The following is a 14,133-nucleotide window of genomic DNA, read 5'->3' on the forward strand; positions in this document are numbered from 1 at the left end:
CCGCCACGTCTCGCCACCACCACCTCCGAGGAGACGAACATGTCGCGCAGAATGCTGTCCCGGATCGGCTCGGGCCTGACCGTCGTGGCCCTCGCCACGACCACTGTGGCCTGCACGAAGAAGAGCGACACCACCGACGCCGAAGCCGCCGGTCGGGAACCGGCGCAGGTCAAGGTCGCGCTCGTGCCCGGCGGCTCGCACCCGTACTTCCAGCCGTGGAAGGACGCCGGAGCCAAGGCGAAGACGGAGCTGGCGCTCGGCGACGTCACCTTCAACGAGACGGCGGGCTGGGACCAGACCAAGCAGAACGACGTGCTCAAGTCCCTGGCCGCGCAGGGCTACAACGCCTTCGGAGTCTTCGGCGTCTCGCCGGACAACATCAACTCCACCTTCGAGGACCTCAAGCGGCAGGGCTTCCCCGTCGGCTCCCTGGCCTCCTGCCCGGCCGGCGCCAACAAGGCCGACTTCTGTCTCTCCACCGACGTGGAGGTCGCCGCGTACAAGGGCGCCAAGGCGGCCATCGACGCGATGGGTGGTCAGGGCAACCTCGTGCACCTGACCGGCAACAAGGTCGACTCGAACACCCAGCGCCGGATCAAGGGTGTGGAGAAGGCGGTCGCCGAGACCGGCGGCAAGGTGGTGCTGATCCAGAGCGTCACCGACATCGACAAGGACCTGCAGAGCGCCCAGCGGGCGGTGGCCGACCTCCTGGCCGCGAAGGGTCGACAGATCCAGGCCATCGTGAACACCGCCTACAACCCGGCGGTCGCCTCCGCCGAGGGCGTACGCCAGTCGAAGCTGCCCATCAAGGTCATCGCCATCGACGACGACCCGGCGGTCCTCGACGGCCTGCGGGGCGGGTCGGTGGCCGCCACCGTCCTGCAGAACCCGGTCGGTCAGGCCCAGGTCGGCTCGTACGCCCTGATGAAGCTCAGCGGCGGCTGCACGATGTCCGAGCCCGGCGTGACGATCGACTCGGGGTCGTTCGTGGTGACCAAGGACAACCTGGAGGGCTACGAGGCCGACCGCTCCGCGACCACCGAGGAGCTGCGCAAGAAGTTCGACGGCGAACTGCTCAAGTGCAACTGATGTCGACGATCACGAAGGTCGACGCGTACCTCGTCGACATCCCCGTCGAGACCGTCCGCACCGACGCGGTACAGGCGTTCCTCAAGCAGGAGACGCTCTTCGTCGAGGTGCGCACGGCCGACGGGGGGCACGGCACGGGGTACGCGTACACGATCGGGACCGGCGGCACGGCGGTGCTCGCGCTGCTGCGCGACTACCTGCTGCCGCACCTGGTCGGCCGCGACGCCGCCCGGGTGGAGGCGATCTGGCGGGACCTGCACGCCGCCACCCGCGCCACCACGGTCGGTGCTATCACCTCGTTGGCGCTCGCCGCGGTCGACACCGCGCTGTGGGATCTGCGCGCCCGCGCCGCCGGCCTGCCGCTGTGGGTGCTCGCCGGTGGCGCCAAGGACCGGATCCCGCTCTACGACACCGAGGGCGGCTGGCTGCACCTCACCGAGGACGAGCTGGTCGCCGGCGCGAAGGCGTCCCAGGCGGCCGGCTGGTCCGGGGTCAAGCTGAAGGTCGGTAAGCCGAACCCGGCCGAGGACGCCGCCCGGATCGGCGCGGTCCGGGCGGCCCTCGGCGACGACGTCGACGTGATGGTGGACGCCAACCAGTCCCTGACCGCCGCCGAGGCGATCCGCCGGGCACGGCTGCTCGAACCGCACCAGCTCGCCTGGTTCGAGGAGCCGCTGCCGGCCGACGACGTCGCCGGGCACGAGCTGCTGGCCCGCGCGACCAGCATCCCGGTCGCGGTGGGGGAGTCGATGTACTCGATCGGCCAGTTCGCCGAGTACCTCCGCCGCCAGGCCGCCGGTGTCGTCCAGGTCGACGTCGCGCGCATCGGTGGCATCACCCCGTGGCTCAAGGTGGCGCACCTCGCCGAGGCGTGCAACGTGGTGGTCTGCCCGCACTTCCTGATGGAACTGCACGTCAGCCTCTGCGCGGCCGTGCCGAACAGCCGCTACGTCGAGCACATCCCGCAACTGCGCGCGATCACTCGGGCCGAGATCGCGGTCGTCGACGGCCACGCGCTCGCCCCGGCCGAGCCGGGCCTCGGCATCGACTGGGACCGCGACGCCATCGAGGACAGGAGGGTGGCGTGAAGACGGAAACAGCGCCACAGGCGCCCGCGGTGCCGCCGGGCGCGGACCCCAGGCCCGCCGCCCGGGTGCTGCCGGTCTGGGCGAACCCCCGGCTCGGTCTGCTCATCGTCATCGCCGTGCTGGTCGTCCTCTTCTCGTCGCTCACCCCCGCGTTCCTCGACCCCCGCCTCACCCTGGCACCGCTACAGGCCGACATCAGCGTGTACGTCGTGGTCGGCCTCGCCCAGCTCGCCGTGCTCTCGCTCGGGCACATGAACATGGCCGTGGGACGGATGGCCGCGCTGTCCACCTTCGCGATGGGCCTGGCGTACGACCGGCTCGGCGTACCACTGCTGGTCGGGCTGCTCGTGGGTCTCGCCGTCGGGGCGGGCATCGGCGCGCTCGCCGGCCTGCTCATCGCCAAGACCGGGGTGAACTCCTTCGTGGTGACCCTCGCGCTCGACTTCGGGCTGCTGGGCCTGGTCACCATCCTCTACACCTGGGCGACCGGTGGGGTGTCGTTCGCGGTGCAGCCGAACGGGCTGTCCGCCCTGCGCTTCGACACCTTCGCCGACTACTGCATGGGGGACACCTGCGGGCCCCGGATCCCGCTGGTCGTACCGATCGCGGTGGTCGCGGCGCTCGGCGTCGGGCTGCTGTTCCGGCACGCCCGGCTGGGCCGGGAGATCCTGATGACCGGCTCCAACACGGTCGCCGCCGAGTTGTCCGGGATCCCCACGCACCGTCGGATCGTCGCCGCGCACGCGTTGAGCGGGCTGCTCGCCGCGCTGGCCGGGTTCCTGCTCGCCGCCAACAACGGCGCCTTCTCCGCCAACATCGGCGAGTCGTTCCTGCTTCCGTCGTTCCTGGCCCCGGTGCTCGGCGGCACGCTGCTCGCCGGTGGCGCGGTCAGCGTTCTCGGCACCGCGCTCGGCGCGACCCTCACCCAGGTCATCTACAAGGGCCTCAACCTGCTCCAGTTCTCCCTGGAGGAGCTGAAGCTCTACATCGGGCTCGTCCTGCTCGCGGCGCTGTCGCTGGACCGGCTCCGAGCCGTGATCGCCGAGCGGAGGGCGGTGTCGCCATCATGAGAACCCTGATCCGGACCAACGAGTTCACCCTGGCGGTGATCGCGGCGCTCGGGTTCGCGGCGCTCGCCGTAGCCACCGACTTCAACCTGCTCACCGCCGGCACCCTGGACGCGTTCCTGCGCTTCCTCGCCCTGCCGATCGTCATCGGGCTGGCGCAGATGGTGGTGCTCGCCGTCGGGCAGATGAACCTCTCGGTGGGCGTGCTCACCGGGTTCTGCGCGGTGGCCTCGGGCTGGCTGATGGTCGACGCCGGGCTGCCCGCCCCCGTCGCGGTGCTCGCCGCACTGGCCCTCGGCGCGGCGGTCGGGCTGGTCAACGGGCTGTTGGTGATCTTCACCCGTATCAACGGCTTCATCGTCACCCTCGCCACCATGACGATCCTCGAAGGTCTGCGCTACGGGGTGAACGGCACCGGCACCTACCAGGGCTACTCGCCCGGCCTGCGGGAGTTCGGGCAGGCGTCCCTGGCCGGCGTGCCCGTGGTCTTCCTGCTGGCGGTGGTGATCGCGGTCGCGGTCGCCCTCTTCTTCCGTCGTACCGTGCCCGGACGGCACCTGCTCGCCTCCGGCGGCAACCCGTTCGCCGCCCGGCTGTCGGGCATCTCCAACGACCGGGCGCTGGTGCTGGCGCACACCCTGTCGGGGCTGCTGGCCGGCTTCGCGGCGGTGATCGTGGTGGCCGCCTTCGGCTCGGTGAACGCCTCGATCGGCGACGACCTGCTGCTGCCCAGCTTCGCCGCGCCGATCATCGGCGGGGTGGCCCTGGCCGGCGGCATGATCAGCGTGACCGGCACGGTGCTCGCGGCGTTCCTGGTGCGGCTGGTCGACGTGAGCCAGTCGCAGTTCGACATCAACCGGCGGTGGGTGGACCTCATCATCGGCGCGGTCGTCCTCGGCGCGGTGCTGCTCGGCCAGTTCCGCGAGAAGCTCTCCGGAGGTAGGCGATGAGCGTCGTGCTGTCCGCCGAGAAACTGGTCAAGACGTTCCCCGGGGTACGCGCCCTGGACGAGGCGACACTGACCCTGACCGCCGGCAGCGTGCACGCGCTGCTCGGCGAGAACGGCGCCGGCAAGAGCACCCTGATCAAGATCCTCACCGGGGTGTACCGACCGGACGGTGGGCAGCTGCGGCTGCCCGGGACGGACGGGCAGCCGCGTACGGTGCAGCTCGGCAACCCGCAGGACGCCCAGCGGGCCGGCATCGGTGTCGTGCACCAGGAGCGGAACCTGATCCCGGCGTTCAGCGTCGCCGAGAACATCTGCCTGCAACACCTGCCCCGCCGCGCCGGCCTGCTCGACCGGGCGGCGTTACGGGCCGAGGCCCGCCGCTGCCTCGATCTGCTCGACCTCGACCTGGACCCGGACCTGCCGGTGTCGCGGCTGTCGGTGGCGCAGATGCAGCTGGTGGAGATCGCCAAAGCGCTGTCGGCGGACTCCACAGTGCTGCTGCTCGACGAGCCGACCGCGTCACTGACCAACGACGAGGCCGACCGGCTCTACGGCATCGTGCGGCGGCTGTCCGAGCGAGGCCACGCCACCGTGCTGGTCAGCCACAAACTGGAGGAGGTCTTCGCGGTCGCCGACACGGTGACCGTGCTACGCGACGGGCGCAGCGTCGCCGAGGCGGAACCCCTCGCCGAGCACAGCCGCGAGGAGATCGTCGACCTGATGGTCGGCCGGGCGTACCAGCAGGTGCACCTCGCCGCCCGGACCGTCGCGGCGGACGTGCAACCGGCGCTGGCACTCGACCACGTGGCCACCGGCGCCGGCCACCACGACGTCACCCTCGACGTCCACCCCGGTGAGATCGTCGGCCTGTACGGGCTGGTCGGCGCGGGCCGCAGCGAACTGGCCAAGGCGCTGCTCGGCCTCGACCGGATCACCGCCGGCGAGGTGCGGGTGCACGGGCGCCCGGCCCGGATCCGGGACGTCGGCGACGCCCTGCACCGCTACCGGATCGGCTACGTCACCGAGAACCGCAAGGAGGAGGGCCTCTTCCTCGACCAGACCGTGGCCCGCAACACGGCGGTGACGGTGTGGCGTCGGCTGGCCCGGCTGGGGCTGGTCCGCGACCGGACCGAGCGGGGGCTGGTCGACGAGTACGCCGACCGGCTGGGTATCCGACTCGCCTCGCCCGACCAGCAGGCCGGTCAGCTCTCCGGCGGCAACCAGCAGAAGGTCAGCCTGGCCAAGTGGTTGGCCGCAGACTGCGACGTGCTCATCATCGACGAGCCGACCGTCGGCATCGACGTGCGCACCAAGGCGGCCTTCCACGAGCTGATCGCCGGGCTCGCCGCGCGGGGAATGGCCATCCTGCTGATCTCGTCGGACCTGCCGGAGATGGTCACCCTCGCCGACCGGATCGCGGTGATGCGGGAGTTCGCCATTGTTGGTGAACTGGACAACGACCACGACTACCACCGGATGAGTCAGTCGGTGATCCGGTTCATCCACGACGGGCAGGGGGTCGTCGCGTGAAGGCCACCGACCAGGTGACCCTGGGGCGTACCGACGTGGTGGTGACCCGGCTGGGGCTCGGGCTCGCCCCGATCGGTGGAATGTTCGACGCCGTCGGTGACGAGGTCGCCCACGCCACCGTCGAGGCGGCCTGGGATCTCGGGCTGCGTTACTTCGACACCGCCCCGCTCTACGGCTGCGGCCTCTCCGAGCGACGCGCCGGGGCGGTGCTCGCCGGCAAGCCGCGCGACGCGTTCACCCTGTCCACCAAGGTGGGTCGGCTGCTCGTCCCGAACGGTGGTGACCGGCAGGAGTTCTGGGCCGAGCCGACCGACCTCGCGCCGCGGTTCGACTTCTCCGCCGCCGGGGTACGCCGATCCCACGCCGAGAGCCTGGCCCGGTTGGGGCTGGACCGGATCGACATCGCGCACCTCCACGACCCGGACGACCACCTCGCCGAGGCGGCCACGGAGGCGTACCCGGCGTTGGCGCAGCTGCGCGCGGCCGGCGAGATCGGCGCGGTCGGCGCCGGCATGAACCAGGCGCCGGCGCTGGTCGAGCTGGCCCACGCCGGGGACTTCGACTGCTTCATGCTCGCCGGCCGGTACACCCTGCTCGACCAGTCCGGCCTCGACGAGCTGCTGCCGCTGTGCCGGGCGAGGGGGATCGCGGTCCTCGCCGCCGGGGTCTACAACTCGGGCCTGCTGGCCGACCCGAGGCCGGGCGCCCCCTACGACTACGCCCCGGCCGACCGGGGGCTGCTCGACCGGGCCACCGCGATCCGGTCGGTGTGCGAGCGGCACGGCGTGCCGCTGCGGGCCGCGGCGATCCAGTTCCCTCTGGGGCACCCGGCGGTGGCCAGCGTGGTGGTCGGCGCCCGTGACCCGGAGCAGATCGCCGACAACGTGGCGATGTTCGAGTGGCACATCCCCGGCGCGCTGTGGGCGGATCTCAAGGCCGAGGGGCTGCTGCCGAGCGAGGTGCCGACGCCGTGATCATCGACGCGCACCAGCACCTGTGGACCGCCGACTACCCCTGGCTCGCCGCGCCGGGCCTGGAGGCGATCCGGCAGGACTACACCGTCGCCGACCTGGTGCCCCGGCTGGACGAAGTGGGTGTGACGGCAACCGTGCTGGTCGAGGCGGGCCGCTGCGACACCGACGAGACCGCCGAGTTCCTGGCCCACGCCGCGACCACGCCCCGGATCGCCGGCGTGGTCGGCTGGGCGTCGCTCACCGACCCGGCCATCTCCGCGACCCTCGCCGGCTACCGCGACCTGCCCGGCGCCGCGAAGCTGGTCGGGCTCCGCGACCAGGTGCAGGGCGTCGCCGATCCCGGGCACCTGGCCCGCCCCGACGTGCGCGCCGCCCTCGCGGCCATCGGGGCCGCCGGCCTCACCTTCGACCTGGTCGTCCACATCGGACAGGGGGCCAGCTGCGCCGAGGCCGCGCGGGCCACGCCGGGCACCACCTTCGTCCTCGACCACCTGGGCAAGCCGAGGATCACCGCCGCCGGCTTCGCGCAGTGGCGCACGAAGGTGCGCGACCTGGCCGGCTGCGACAACGTCGTCGCGAAACTGTCCGGCCTGCTCACCGAGGTCGGCCCCGGGTGGCGGGTGGCCGACATCCGGCCGTACGTCGACACCGCGCTGGAGGTGTTCGGCCCGCACCGGCTGATGGCCGGCTCCGACTGGCCCGTCTGCGAACTCGTCGCCCCGTACGCCGAGGCGTGGTCGGCGCTCGACGCCTGCCTGGGGGAGCTGTCGTCCACCGAGCGAGCAGCCGTCCTGGGCGGCACCGCAATTCGTACCTATGCACTGGAGGTTGGTTCGTGAGATTCATGCGCGTCGGGCCCGTGGGGCGGGAACGCCCCGTCCTGTTCGACGACGGGCGGCACCTCGACCTGTCGTCGCTCACCGCCGACATCGACGGCGAGTTCCTCGCCGGCGACGGCGTCCGGCGGGTCCGTGAGGCCACCGACCTGCCCGAGATCGACGTCACCGGTCAGCGGGTCGGCGCACCGATCGCCCGGCCCGGGGTGGTGCTCTGCGTGGGGCAGAACTACGCCGCGCACGCCGCCGAGTCCGGTGCCGCGCCACCGACCGACCCGATCATCTTCTACAAGGCGCCGAACACCGTCGTCGGCCCGTACGACGAGGTCCTCATCCCGCGCGGGTCGACGAAGACCGACTGGGAGGTGGAGTTGGCGGTGGTGATCGGTCGGCGGGCCCGCTACCTCGCCTCGCCGGCCGACGCCCTCGATCACATCGCCGGGTACGTGCTGTCCAACGACGTGTCCGAGCGGGACTTCCAACTCGCCGCCTCCGGTGGCCAGTGGTCGAAGGGCAAGTCCTGCGAGACGTTCCAACCGCTCGGCCCGTGGCTGGTCACCGCCGACGAGGTCGGCGACCCGCAGGCGCTGCGGCTGCGCTCCCGGGTCAACGGCGAACCCCGCCAGGACTCCAGCACCAAAGACATGATTTTCGACGTGGCGTACCTGGTCTGGCACCTGTCCCAGTACACCGTCCTGGACCCGGGCGACGTCATCAACACCGGCACCCCGCAGGGGGTGGCGCTCTCCGGCCGCTTCCCCTACCTGGTGGCCGGCGACGTCATGGAGGTCGAGATCGACGGCCTCGGCCGGCAACGCAACACGCTGCGGAACGCCTGATGGCGGTGATCACCTCCGTCGACACGTACGACATCCGGTTCCCGACCTCGCGCGACCTCGACGGCTCCGACGCGATGAACCCCGACCCCGACTACTCGGCCGCGTACCTGGTGCTCAGCACCGACGACGGCCCGGACGGGCACGGCTTCACCTTCACCATCGGGCGGGGTAACGACGTCTGCCGGGCGGCGATCGACGCGCTGGTGCCGTACGTGGTCGGAATCGACCCGGACACCGTGGACCTCGGCGCGTTCGCCCGCTCGCTCACCCAGGACTCGCAGCTGCGCTGGCTCGGCCCGGAGAAGGGCGTGATGCACCTGGCCGCCGCGGCGGTGATCAACGCGATGTGGGACCTGGTCGCCAAGCGGGCGGGCAAGCCGGTCTGGCGTTACCTGGCCGACCTGAGCCCGGAGCAGATCGTCGACCTCGTCGACTGGCGCTACCTGACCGATGCCCTCACCCCCGACGAGGCGCTGGAGATGCTGCGCGCCGCCGAGCCGGGTCGGGCCGACCGGATCGCCCGGCTGACCGAGCGGGGCTACCCCGCGTACACCACGTCACCCGGCTGGCTCGGCTACCCGGACGACAAGGTGGTCCGGCTGGCCAAGCAGGCCGTGGCCGACGGGTTCACCCAGATCAAGCTGAAGGTGGGCGCGGACGCGTCCGACGACGTACGCCGCCTGAAGATCGCCCGCGAGGCGGTCGGCCCGCGGATCCGGATCGCGCTCGACGCCAACCAACGCTGGGACGTCGCCGAGGCGGTCGACCGGATGCGCGAGTTGGCGCCGTACGACCCGTGGTGGATCGAGGAGCCGACCAGCCCGGACGACGTGCTCGCCCACGCCACGATCCGGTCCGCCCTCGCCACCAGCGCACCCGACGGCGGGCCGATCCGGGTGGCCACCGGCGAGCACGTGGCGAACCGGGTGGTGTTCAAGCAGCTACTTCAGGCCGGTGCGGTCGACGTCGTCCAGATCGACGCGTGCCGGGTCGGTGGTGTGAACGAGAACGTCGCCATCCTGCTGCTGGCCAGGAAGTACGGGGTGCCGGTCTGCCCGCACGCCGGGGGAGTCGGCCTGTGCGAGCTGGTGCAGCACCTGTCCATGTTCGACTTCGTGGCCGTGTCCGGCTCGATGCGCAACCGGGTGGTCGAGTACGTCGACCACCTGCACGAGCACTTCCTCGATCCGGCGGTGATCCGGGACGGGCACTACGTGACGCCCACCGCCCCGGGCTTCTCCGCCGCGATGCGCCCGGAGAGCCTCGCCAGGTACGCGTACCCCGACGGGCCGGCATGGGTCTGACGAACCGCGACACGCACGACCGCACCGCCGCGACGACGACGGCGGTGTGGCACCTCAGCGGACCACTCGGAAGGGGAGAGCAGCATGCGGTGTGACGGTCTGGTGGCGGTGGTGACCGGAGGTGGGTCGGGCATCGGGCACGCCTGCGTGCGAGCGTTCGTCGCCGCCGGCGCCCGGGTGGGTGTCCTGGATCTGGACCTGTCCGGCCTGCCGGAGGATCCCGGCGTCCTCGGCGTCCGGGCGGACGTGGCCGACCGGTCCTCCCTCGGCACGGCCGTCGCCTCGGTCGCCGAGGCGTTCGGCGGGATCGACATCCTGGTGAACAACGCCGGCATCTCCGCCGTCGGCGCCGTGGAGGAGAACGACGACGAGCAGTGGAGCAGGGTGCTCGACGTCAACGTCTGCGGCGTGGCCCGAACCAGCGCCGTGGCCCTGCCGTACCTGCGGCGGTCGTCGTCGGCGGCGATCGTCAACATCTCCTCGATCGCGGCAACCACCGGTCTGCCCAAACGCGCCCTGTACTCGGCGTCGAAGGGGGCCGTGCACGCCCTCACCCTCGCCATGGCCGCCGACCTGGTGACCGACGGTGTCCGGGTCAACTGTGTCGCCCCGGGCACCGTCGACACGCCCTGGGTGGCCCGGCTGCTCGCCGGCGCGGCCGACCCGACGGCGGAGAAGCGGCAGCTGGCCTCCCGGCAGCCGACCGGGCGCCTGGTGACCGCCGACGAGGTGGCCGCCGCCGTCGTCTACCTCGCGTCACCCGCGACCGGGTCGGTGACCGGTTCGTCGCTGCCGGTGGACGGCGGCATGTCCGGCCTGCGGCTGCCCGCCCCGGTCCCGCCCGCACCCGCCGTCACCGAATCGGGCGCGTGACATGATTGCGGCATGGGGAAACAGCAGGACGTCGGCGAGGCCGACCGTCACAGCGGGTCCGGCACCACCGCCCACCGTCCGATCGGTGGCAGCGCTGACGCTCGGCTCGCCCTCGCCCAGGACCCCAGCACGCCACAAATGACCCTTATCGACCTGGCGTCCGACCCGTCGGCCGTGGTCCGCAAGGCGGTCGCCGGTCGGGCCGACGCGCCCGCACAGGCCCTGCGACCGCTCACCCGCGACCATGATCGTCAGGTCCGGGAGGCCGTGGCGCGGAATCCCTCCACCTCGATCGCCAACCTCATGCGTCTGGTCAAGGACGCCGACCGGTGGGTCCGCTGGGCGGTCGCCGGCAACCCGGGCTGTGACGAGTCGATCCGCCGGGTCATGGCGGAGACCTCGGACAAGGAGCTTCGCGGCCTCCTCGCGGAGAGCCGCGAGCTGGAGCCGGAGCTGGCCGCCAAGCTGATCGACGACGTCTCGCCCGAGGTACGGGAACGACTCGCCACGCACACCCACGACCCCGACGTGATCACCGCCCTGCTGGCCGACCGCACCGCCCGCGTACGCAAGGGGGTTGCCCGCAACCCGCGGACCACCGCCGAGCAGCGCAGCGCGCTCGCCGCGGACCCGGTGGTCGACGTCCGGGCCGCGCTGGTGCGTGCCGTCGAGCTGAGCGACGCGGACCTGGCGCGCCTGGTCGACGACCGCGCGGTGCAGGTCCGACTGGCGATGGCCACGTCCGAGGTCGTTCCGCCGCACATCCGGCAGGCCCTCACCCGTGACCCCGACGAAATGGTGGCGGCCGCCGCCCGGGACTTCCGGCCGGGAGCCGGCAGCGCCTCCGCCGTACGGGCGCCCCGCATCGCGCACCGGCCCTCCGCCGCCGCTGCGGGTCGCTCGGGCGGCGGCACCTCGCAGTAGGGCGCCGCCCCCGGCAGCGCCGGGGAGCGCGCGCCGCTCACGGGTCGTGCGCCGAGCGGCAGACTTCCGGCTCAGAACGTGGCGATCGGGTTGACCGGGCTGCCGGACGTGCCGGCGAAGCGGACCGGGGCGACCGCGAGCTGGAAGTCCCACTGGCCGAGTTCGGCCGCCGTCGCCGCGCACGCCTCCAGGTCGCAGTTGTCGAGCAGCCACAGACCCATCGCGACGAGACCCACGGCGTGGACCGGCATCAACACGGCGTCGTACCCCGACGGCTGAACGTCCTGGGGGGTGTCCGCGCCGATCAGCGCCACACCGCGTTCCTGTAGCCACGGCAGGCAGGACGCGTGCCAGCCGGCCTGCGTGAAACCACCGGCCGCGCCGTTCTCGTGCCGGAAGCGGCCGTAGCCGGTCCGCAGGAGCACCGCGTCGCCGGGTCGTACCCGCACACCCTGGCGACGCTCGGCCTCGTCGAGGTCGTCGGGGAACACACCCTGCCCCGGCTCCCACCACGGCACCCCACGGGCCGCCGCGACGTCCAGCAGGACACCACGGGTGACGATCCCGTTCGCCGCCGCGGTGACGGCCGCCCACGCCGAACCCGTCGTGGCATCGACCAACGAGTGCGACCGCCCGTTGTACATCCGGCTGTCCCAGAAGAGGTGGCACGGCGAGTCGAGGTGGGTGAGGGTGTTGCCGTGGAACGTCAGGGCGATGCGCTCGGAGGAGAAGCCCCAACTCCGGTCGGCGTGGAAGTGCGCCGGCATGTGCTCGGCACCCGGCATGTCGGCGGCGCACGGGCACGTCGTCGTCGACCGCTCCATCTCCGCCGGTACGGCGACCTCCCACGCGCAGGACACGCTCCTGCCGTGACGCACGGCCCGCGCCGCCGCCAGCCGGACGTCGTCGGTGATGTGGTTCAGGGTCCCGAGCTGGTCGTCGTCGCCCCACCGCCCCCAGTTCGACAGCGTGTCGAAGTATCCGAGCACGTCGTCCTGCGTTGGTATCGGTCGCGCTGCCGTCATCTCAGCACCGACTCCTTGGTCACGGGTTCCAGGCACCGCAGGCAGGGTATCCGGCACCGAACCGCCTACCGCAACGACCGGTCGATCACGACTGCGCCGCCCCGCCGGCGCTGCCCACGGTCGGGCGCAACGGAGAGTACAACTCCGGTATCCGGAATGGCCGTGAGGCATTCACATGTGTCGTGCCGATTGTCCCTACGCTGCGAATGCCCAGCTCTCGGGCGTTCGTCGGCAGGGGAGGATCAGCGGTGCAGATCAGGGAATCCAGGTCCAGGTTCGTGGCGGTGGCCGCGGCGGTGCTGGTCGCCGTGTCGGGGGGAGCCCTCACCGGCGCTCCGGCGAGCGCCGCCGAGCCCTCTCCGTTCAGCGTGGTGGACGGCGCGATCCGTACCGCGACCGGCACGCCCGTACCCCCCTCCGGCACGCACGCCTCGCTCTGGGGCAACTCCAGTTACGCCACCACCAGCATCAGCGGCTCCGGGCGGGTGCTGATCGGCGCGATCGGTGACAACTGCCAGGGCTGGCCGACGGTCCGGGTGACGGTCGACGGCGTCGACGTCGGCCAGACCACCATCGTCAGCGCGACCAGCTACGGCACCTACCCGGTCGGCGCGGCGGTCGGTGCGGGGCAGCACAGCGTACGGATCCAGCTCGTCAACGACTTCCGGGACGGCACCTGCGACCGCAACGTCCACATCGCGTACGCGCGGATGGAGACGACCGGCGCCACCGACACGAAGTTCAGCTTCGCCGTGCTGCCGGACACGCAGCAGGAGGTGCTCAACAGCAGCGACTCCCGGTTCCTCAACCGCACCAACTGGCTGGTGCAGAACCGGTCCGCGCTGGACCTGCGCTTCGTGACCTCCTCGGGTGACGTGGTCAACTGGGACACTCCGGACCATTCGCAGTACGTCATCGCCCGCAACGCGATGCGGCCGATCGAGGGCGCCGCCATCCCGTACGCGCTGGCTCTGGGCAACCACGACACCCAGGCCACCGGCGTCGGCGGCTCGGCACGCGACCCCGAGCACACCCGGGAACTCGTCCGCGACACAAGTGTCTTCAACCAGTACTTCACCGTCAGCCAGTACCGTGCGGTCAAGGGACAGTTCGAGGCCGGCAAGGTCGACAACTCGTACTCGACCTTCGAGGCCGGCGGGGTCCAGTGGATGGTGCTCACCCTGGAACTCTGGCCCCGGGTCGAGGCGGTCAACTGGGCCAGGAGCGTCGTCGCGGCCAACCCCCGGCACAACGTCATCGTGGTCACCCACGACTACATCGACGGCAGCGGCGCCATCGAGCAGAGCGCCTCGTACGGGGCGACCAGCCCGCAGTATCTCTTCGACAACCTGATCAAGCAGTACGCCAACATCAGGTTCGTCTTCTCCGGTCACGTCGGCATCGCCGCCAACCGGGTCGACACCGGGGTCAACGGCAACAAGGTCTACTCGTTCCTCCAGACGTTCCACTCCAACACCACCAATCCGGTACGCCTGGTCGAGGTCGACACCGCCGCCAACTCGCTGCGGACCTGGATCTACGCCCCGTACACCAACCAGTCGTTCACCGAGTACGACAGGTCCTTCACCGGGATCGGCGTGGTCCGCTGACGGATGGTGGCTCGACCGGGTTCGT

The 14,133-nt window shown here is 71.6% G+C and carries 13 protein-coding genes; 12 read left to right on the plus strand and 1 reads right to left on the minus strand.

What is annotated here, in order from left to right; all coding sequences use genetic code 11:
• Positions 1 to 39 precede the first annotated feature (39 nt).
• From AB0J33_RS07930 to AB0J33_RS07980, 11 genes are all read left to right on the plus strand, one after another.
• Positions 40 to 1,089 (plus strand): sugar ABC transporter substrate-binding protein, encoded by a 1,050-nt coding sequence (locus AB0J33_RS07930; protein ID WP_363611111.1) that lies wholly within the window; start codon positions 40 to 42, stop codon positions 1,087 to 1,089.
• Positions 1,089 to 2,177, plus strand: a complete 1,089-nt coding sequence (locus AB0J33_RS07935; RefSeq protein WP_363611113.1) for a mandelate racemase/muconate lactonizing enzyme family protein — start codon at positions 1,089 to 1,091, stop codon at positions 2,175 to 2,177. Before AB0J33_RS07930 ends, AB0J33_RS07935 begins: the two co-directional genes overlap by 1 nt.
• Positions 2,174 to 3,247, plus strand: a complete 1,074-nt coding sequence (locus tag AB0J33_RS07940; RefSeq protein ID WP_363611115.1) for an ABC transporter permease — start codon at positions 2,174 to 2,176, stop codon at positions 3,245 to 3,247. The genes AB0J33_RS07935 and AB0J33_RS07940 overlap by 4 nt, the downstream gene beginning before the upstream one ends.
• Positions 3,244 to 4,194 (plus strand): ABC transporter permease, encoded by a 951-nt coding sequence (locus AB0J33_RS07945; protein WP_363611117.1) that lies wholly within the window; start codon positions 3,244 to 3,246, stop codon positions 4,192 to 4,194. Before AB0J33_RS07940 ends, AB0J33_RS07945 begins: the two co-directional genes overlap by 4 nt.
• On the plus strand, positions 4,191 to 5,723 hold the full coding sequence (locus AB0J33_RS07950; RefSeq protein ID WP_363611119.1) for a sugar ABC transporter ATP-binding protein: 1,533 nt from the start codon (positions 4,191 to 4,193) through the stop codon (positions 5,721 to 5,723). The genes AB0J33_RS07945 and AB0J33_RS07950 overlap by 4 nt, the downstream gene beginning before the upstream one ends.
• Positions 5,720 to 6,697, plus strand: coding sequence for an aldo/keto reductase (locus tag AB0J33_RS07955; RefSeq protein ID WP_363611121.1), 978 nt, complete (start codon positions 5,720 to 5,722; stop codon positions 6,695 to 6,697). The genes AB0J33_RS07950 and AB0J33_RS07955 overlap by 4 nt, the downstream gene beginning before the upstream one ends.
• Positions 6,694 to 7,536 (plus strand): amidohydrolase family protein, encoded by an 843-nt coding sequence (locus AB0J33_RS07960; RefSeq protein ID WP_363611123.1) that lies wholly within the window; start codon positions 6,694 to 6,696, stop codon positions 7,534 to 7,536. The genes AB0J33_RS07955 and AB0J33_RS07960 overlap by 4 nt, the downstream gene beginning before the upstream one ends.
• Complete coding sequence (locus tag AB0J33_RS07965) at positions 7,533 to 8,372, plus strand: fumarylacetoacetate hydrolase family protein (RefSeq protein ID WP_363611125.1); 840 nt, start codon at positions 7,533 to 7,535, stop codon at positions 8,370 to 8,372. The genes AB0J33_RS07960 and AB0J33_RS07965 overlap by 4 nt, the downstream gene beginning before the upstream one ends.
• On the plus strand, positions 8,372 to 9,676 hold the full coding sequence (locus AB0J33_RS07970) for an enolase C-terminal domain-like protein (RefSeq protein WP_363611127.1): 1,305 nt from the start codon (positions 8,372 to 8,374) through the stop codon (positions 9,674 to 9,676). The genes AB0J33_RS07965 and AB0J33_RS07970 overlap by 1 nt, the downstream gene beginning before the upstream one ends.
• Positions 9,677 to 9,760: 84 nt before the next feature.
• Positions 9,761 to 10,549 carry an SDR family oxidoreductase gene (locus AB0J33_RS07975; RefSeq protein WP_363611129.1) on the plus strand — a complete coding sequence of 263 codons (789 nt, stop codon included), beginning with the start codon at positions 9,761 to 9,763 and terminating at the stop codon, positions 10,547 to 10,549.
• Between the two features lie 12 nt (positions 10,550 to 10,561).
• Entirely contained in the window at positions 10,562 to 11,473 is a 912-nt protein-coding gene (locus AB0J33_RS07980) for a hypothetical protein (RefSeq protein ID WP_363611131.1), read from the plus strand.
• A 71-nt stretch (positions 11,474 to 11,544) separates the two neighbouring features.
• Here the strand turns inward: AB0J33_RS07980 and AB0J33_RS07985 are convergent, their stop codons facing one another.
• Positions 11,545 to 12,498: a cyclase family protein gene (locus tag AB0J33_RS07985; RefSeq protein ID WP_363611133.1), complete on the minus strand. Its 954-nt coding sequence runs from the start codon at positions 12,496 to 12,498 to the stop codon at positions 11,545 to 11,547.
• A gap of 248 nt (positions 12,499 to 12,746) precedes the next feature.
• Here AB0J33_RS07985 and AB0J33_RS07990 point away from each other — a divergent pair, with 248 nt between their 5' ends.
• Positions 12,747 to 14,108: a carbohydrate-binding domain-containing protein gene (locus AB0J33_RS07990; protein WP_363611135.1), complete on the plus strand. Its 1,362-nt coding sequence runs from the start codon at positions 12,747 to 12,749 to the stop codon at positions 14,106 to 14,108.
• Positions 14,109 to 14,133: the final 25 nt, after the last annotated feature.

This window comes from Micromonospora sp. NPDC049645 (assembly GCF_040675155.1).
Classification (GTDB): domain Bacteria; phylum Actinomycetota; class Actinomycetes; order Mycobacteriales; family Micromonosporaceae; genus Micromonospora.

Excerpts from the sequence above, each read along its gene's own strand:
- AB0J33_RS07945 (WP_363611117.1), top strand. The coding sequence starts at position 3,244 with ATGAGAACCCTGATCCGGACCAACGAGTTCACCCTGGCGGTGATCGCG.
- AB0J33_RS07985 (WP_363611133.1), bottom strand. The coding sequence starts at position 12,498 with ATGACGGCAGCGCGACCGATACCAACGCAGGACGACGTGCTCGGATAC.
- AB0J33_RS07930 (WP_363611111.1), top strand. The coding sequence starts at position 40 with ATGTCGCGCAGAATGCTGTCCCGGATCGGCTCGGGCCTGACCGTCGTG.
- AB0J33_RS07975 (WP_363611129.1), top strand. The coding sequence starts at position 9,761 with ATGCGGTGTGACGGTCTGGTGGCGGTGGTGACCGGAGGTGGGTCGGGC.
- AB0J33_RS07980 (WP_363611131.1), top strand. The coding sequence starts at position 10,562 with ATGGGGAAACAGCAGGACGTCGGCGAGGCCGACCGTCACAGCGGGTCC.
- AB0J33_RS07970 (WP_363611127.1), top strand. The coding sequence starts at position 8,372 with ATGGCGGTGATCACCTCCGTCGACACGTACGACATCCGGTTCCCGACC.
- AB0J33_RS07950 (WP_363611119.1), top strand. The coding sequence starts at position 4,191 with ATGAGCGTCGTGCTGTCCGCCGAGAAACTGGTCAAGACGTTCCCCGGG.
- AB0J33_RS07935 (WP_363611113.1), top strand. The coding sequence starts at position 1,089 with ATGTCGACGATCACGAAGGTCGACGCGTACCTCGTCGACATCCCCGTC.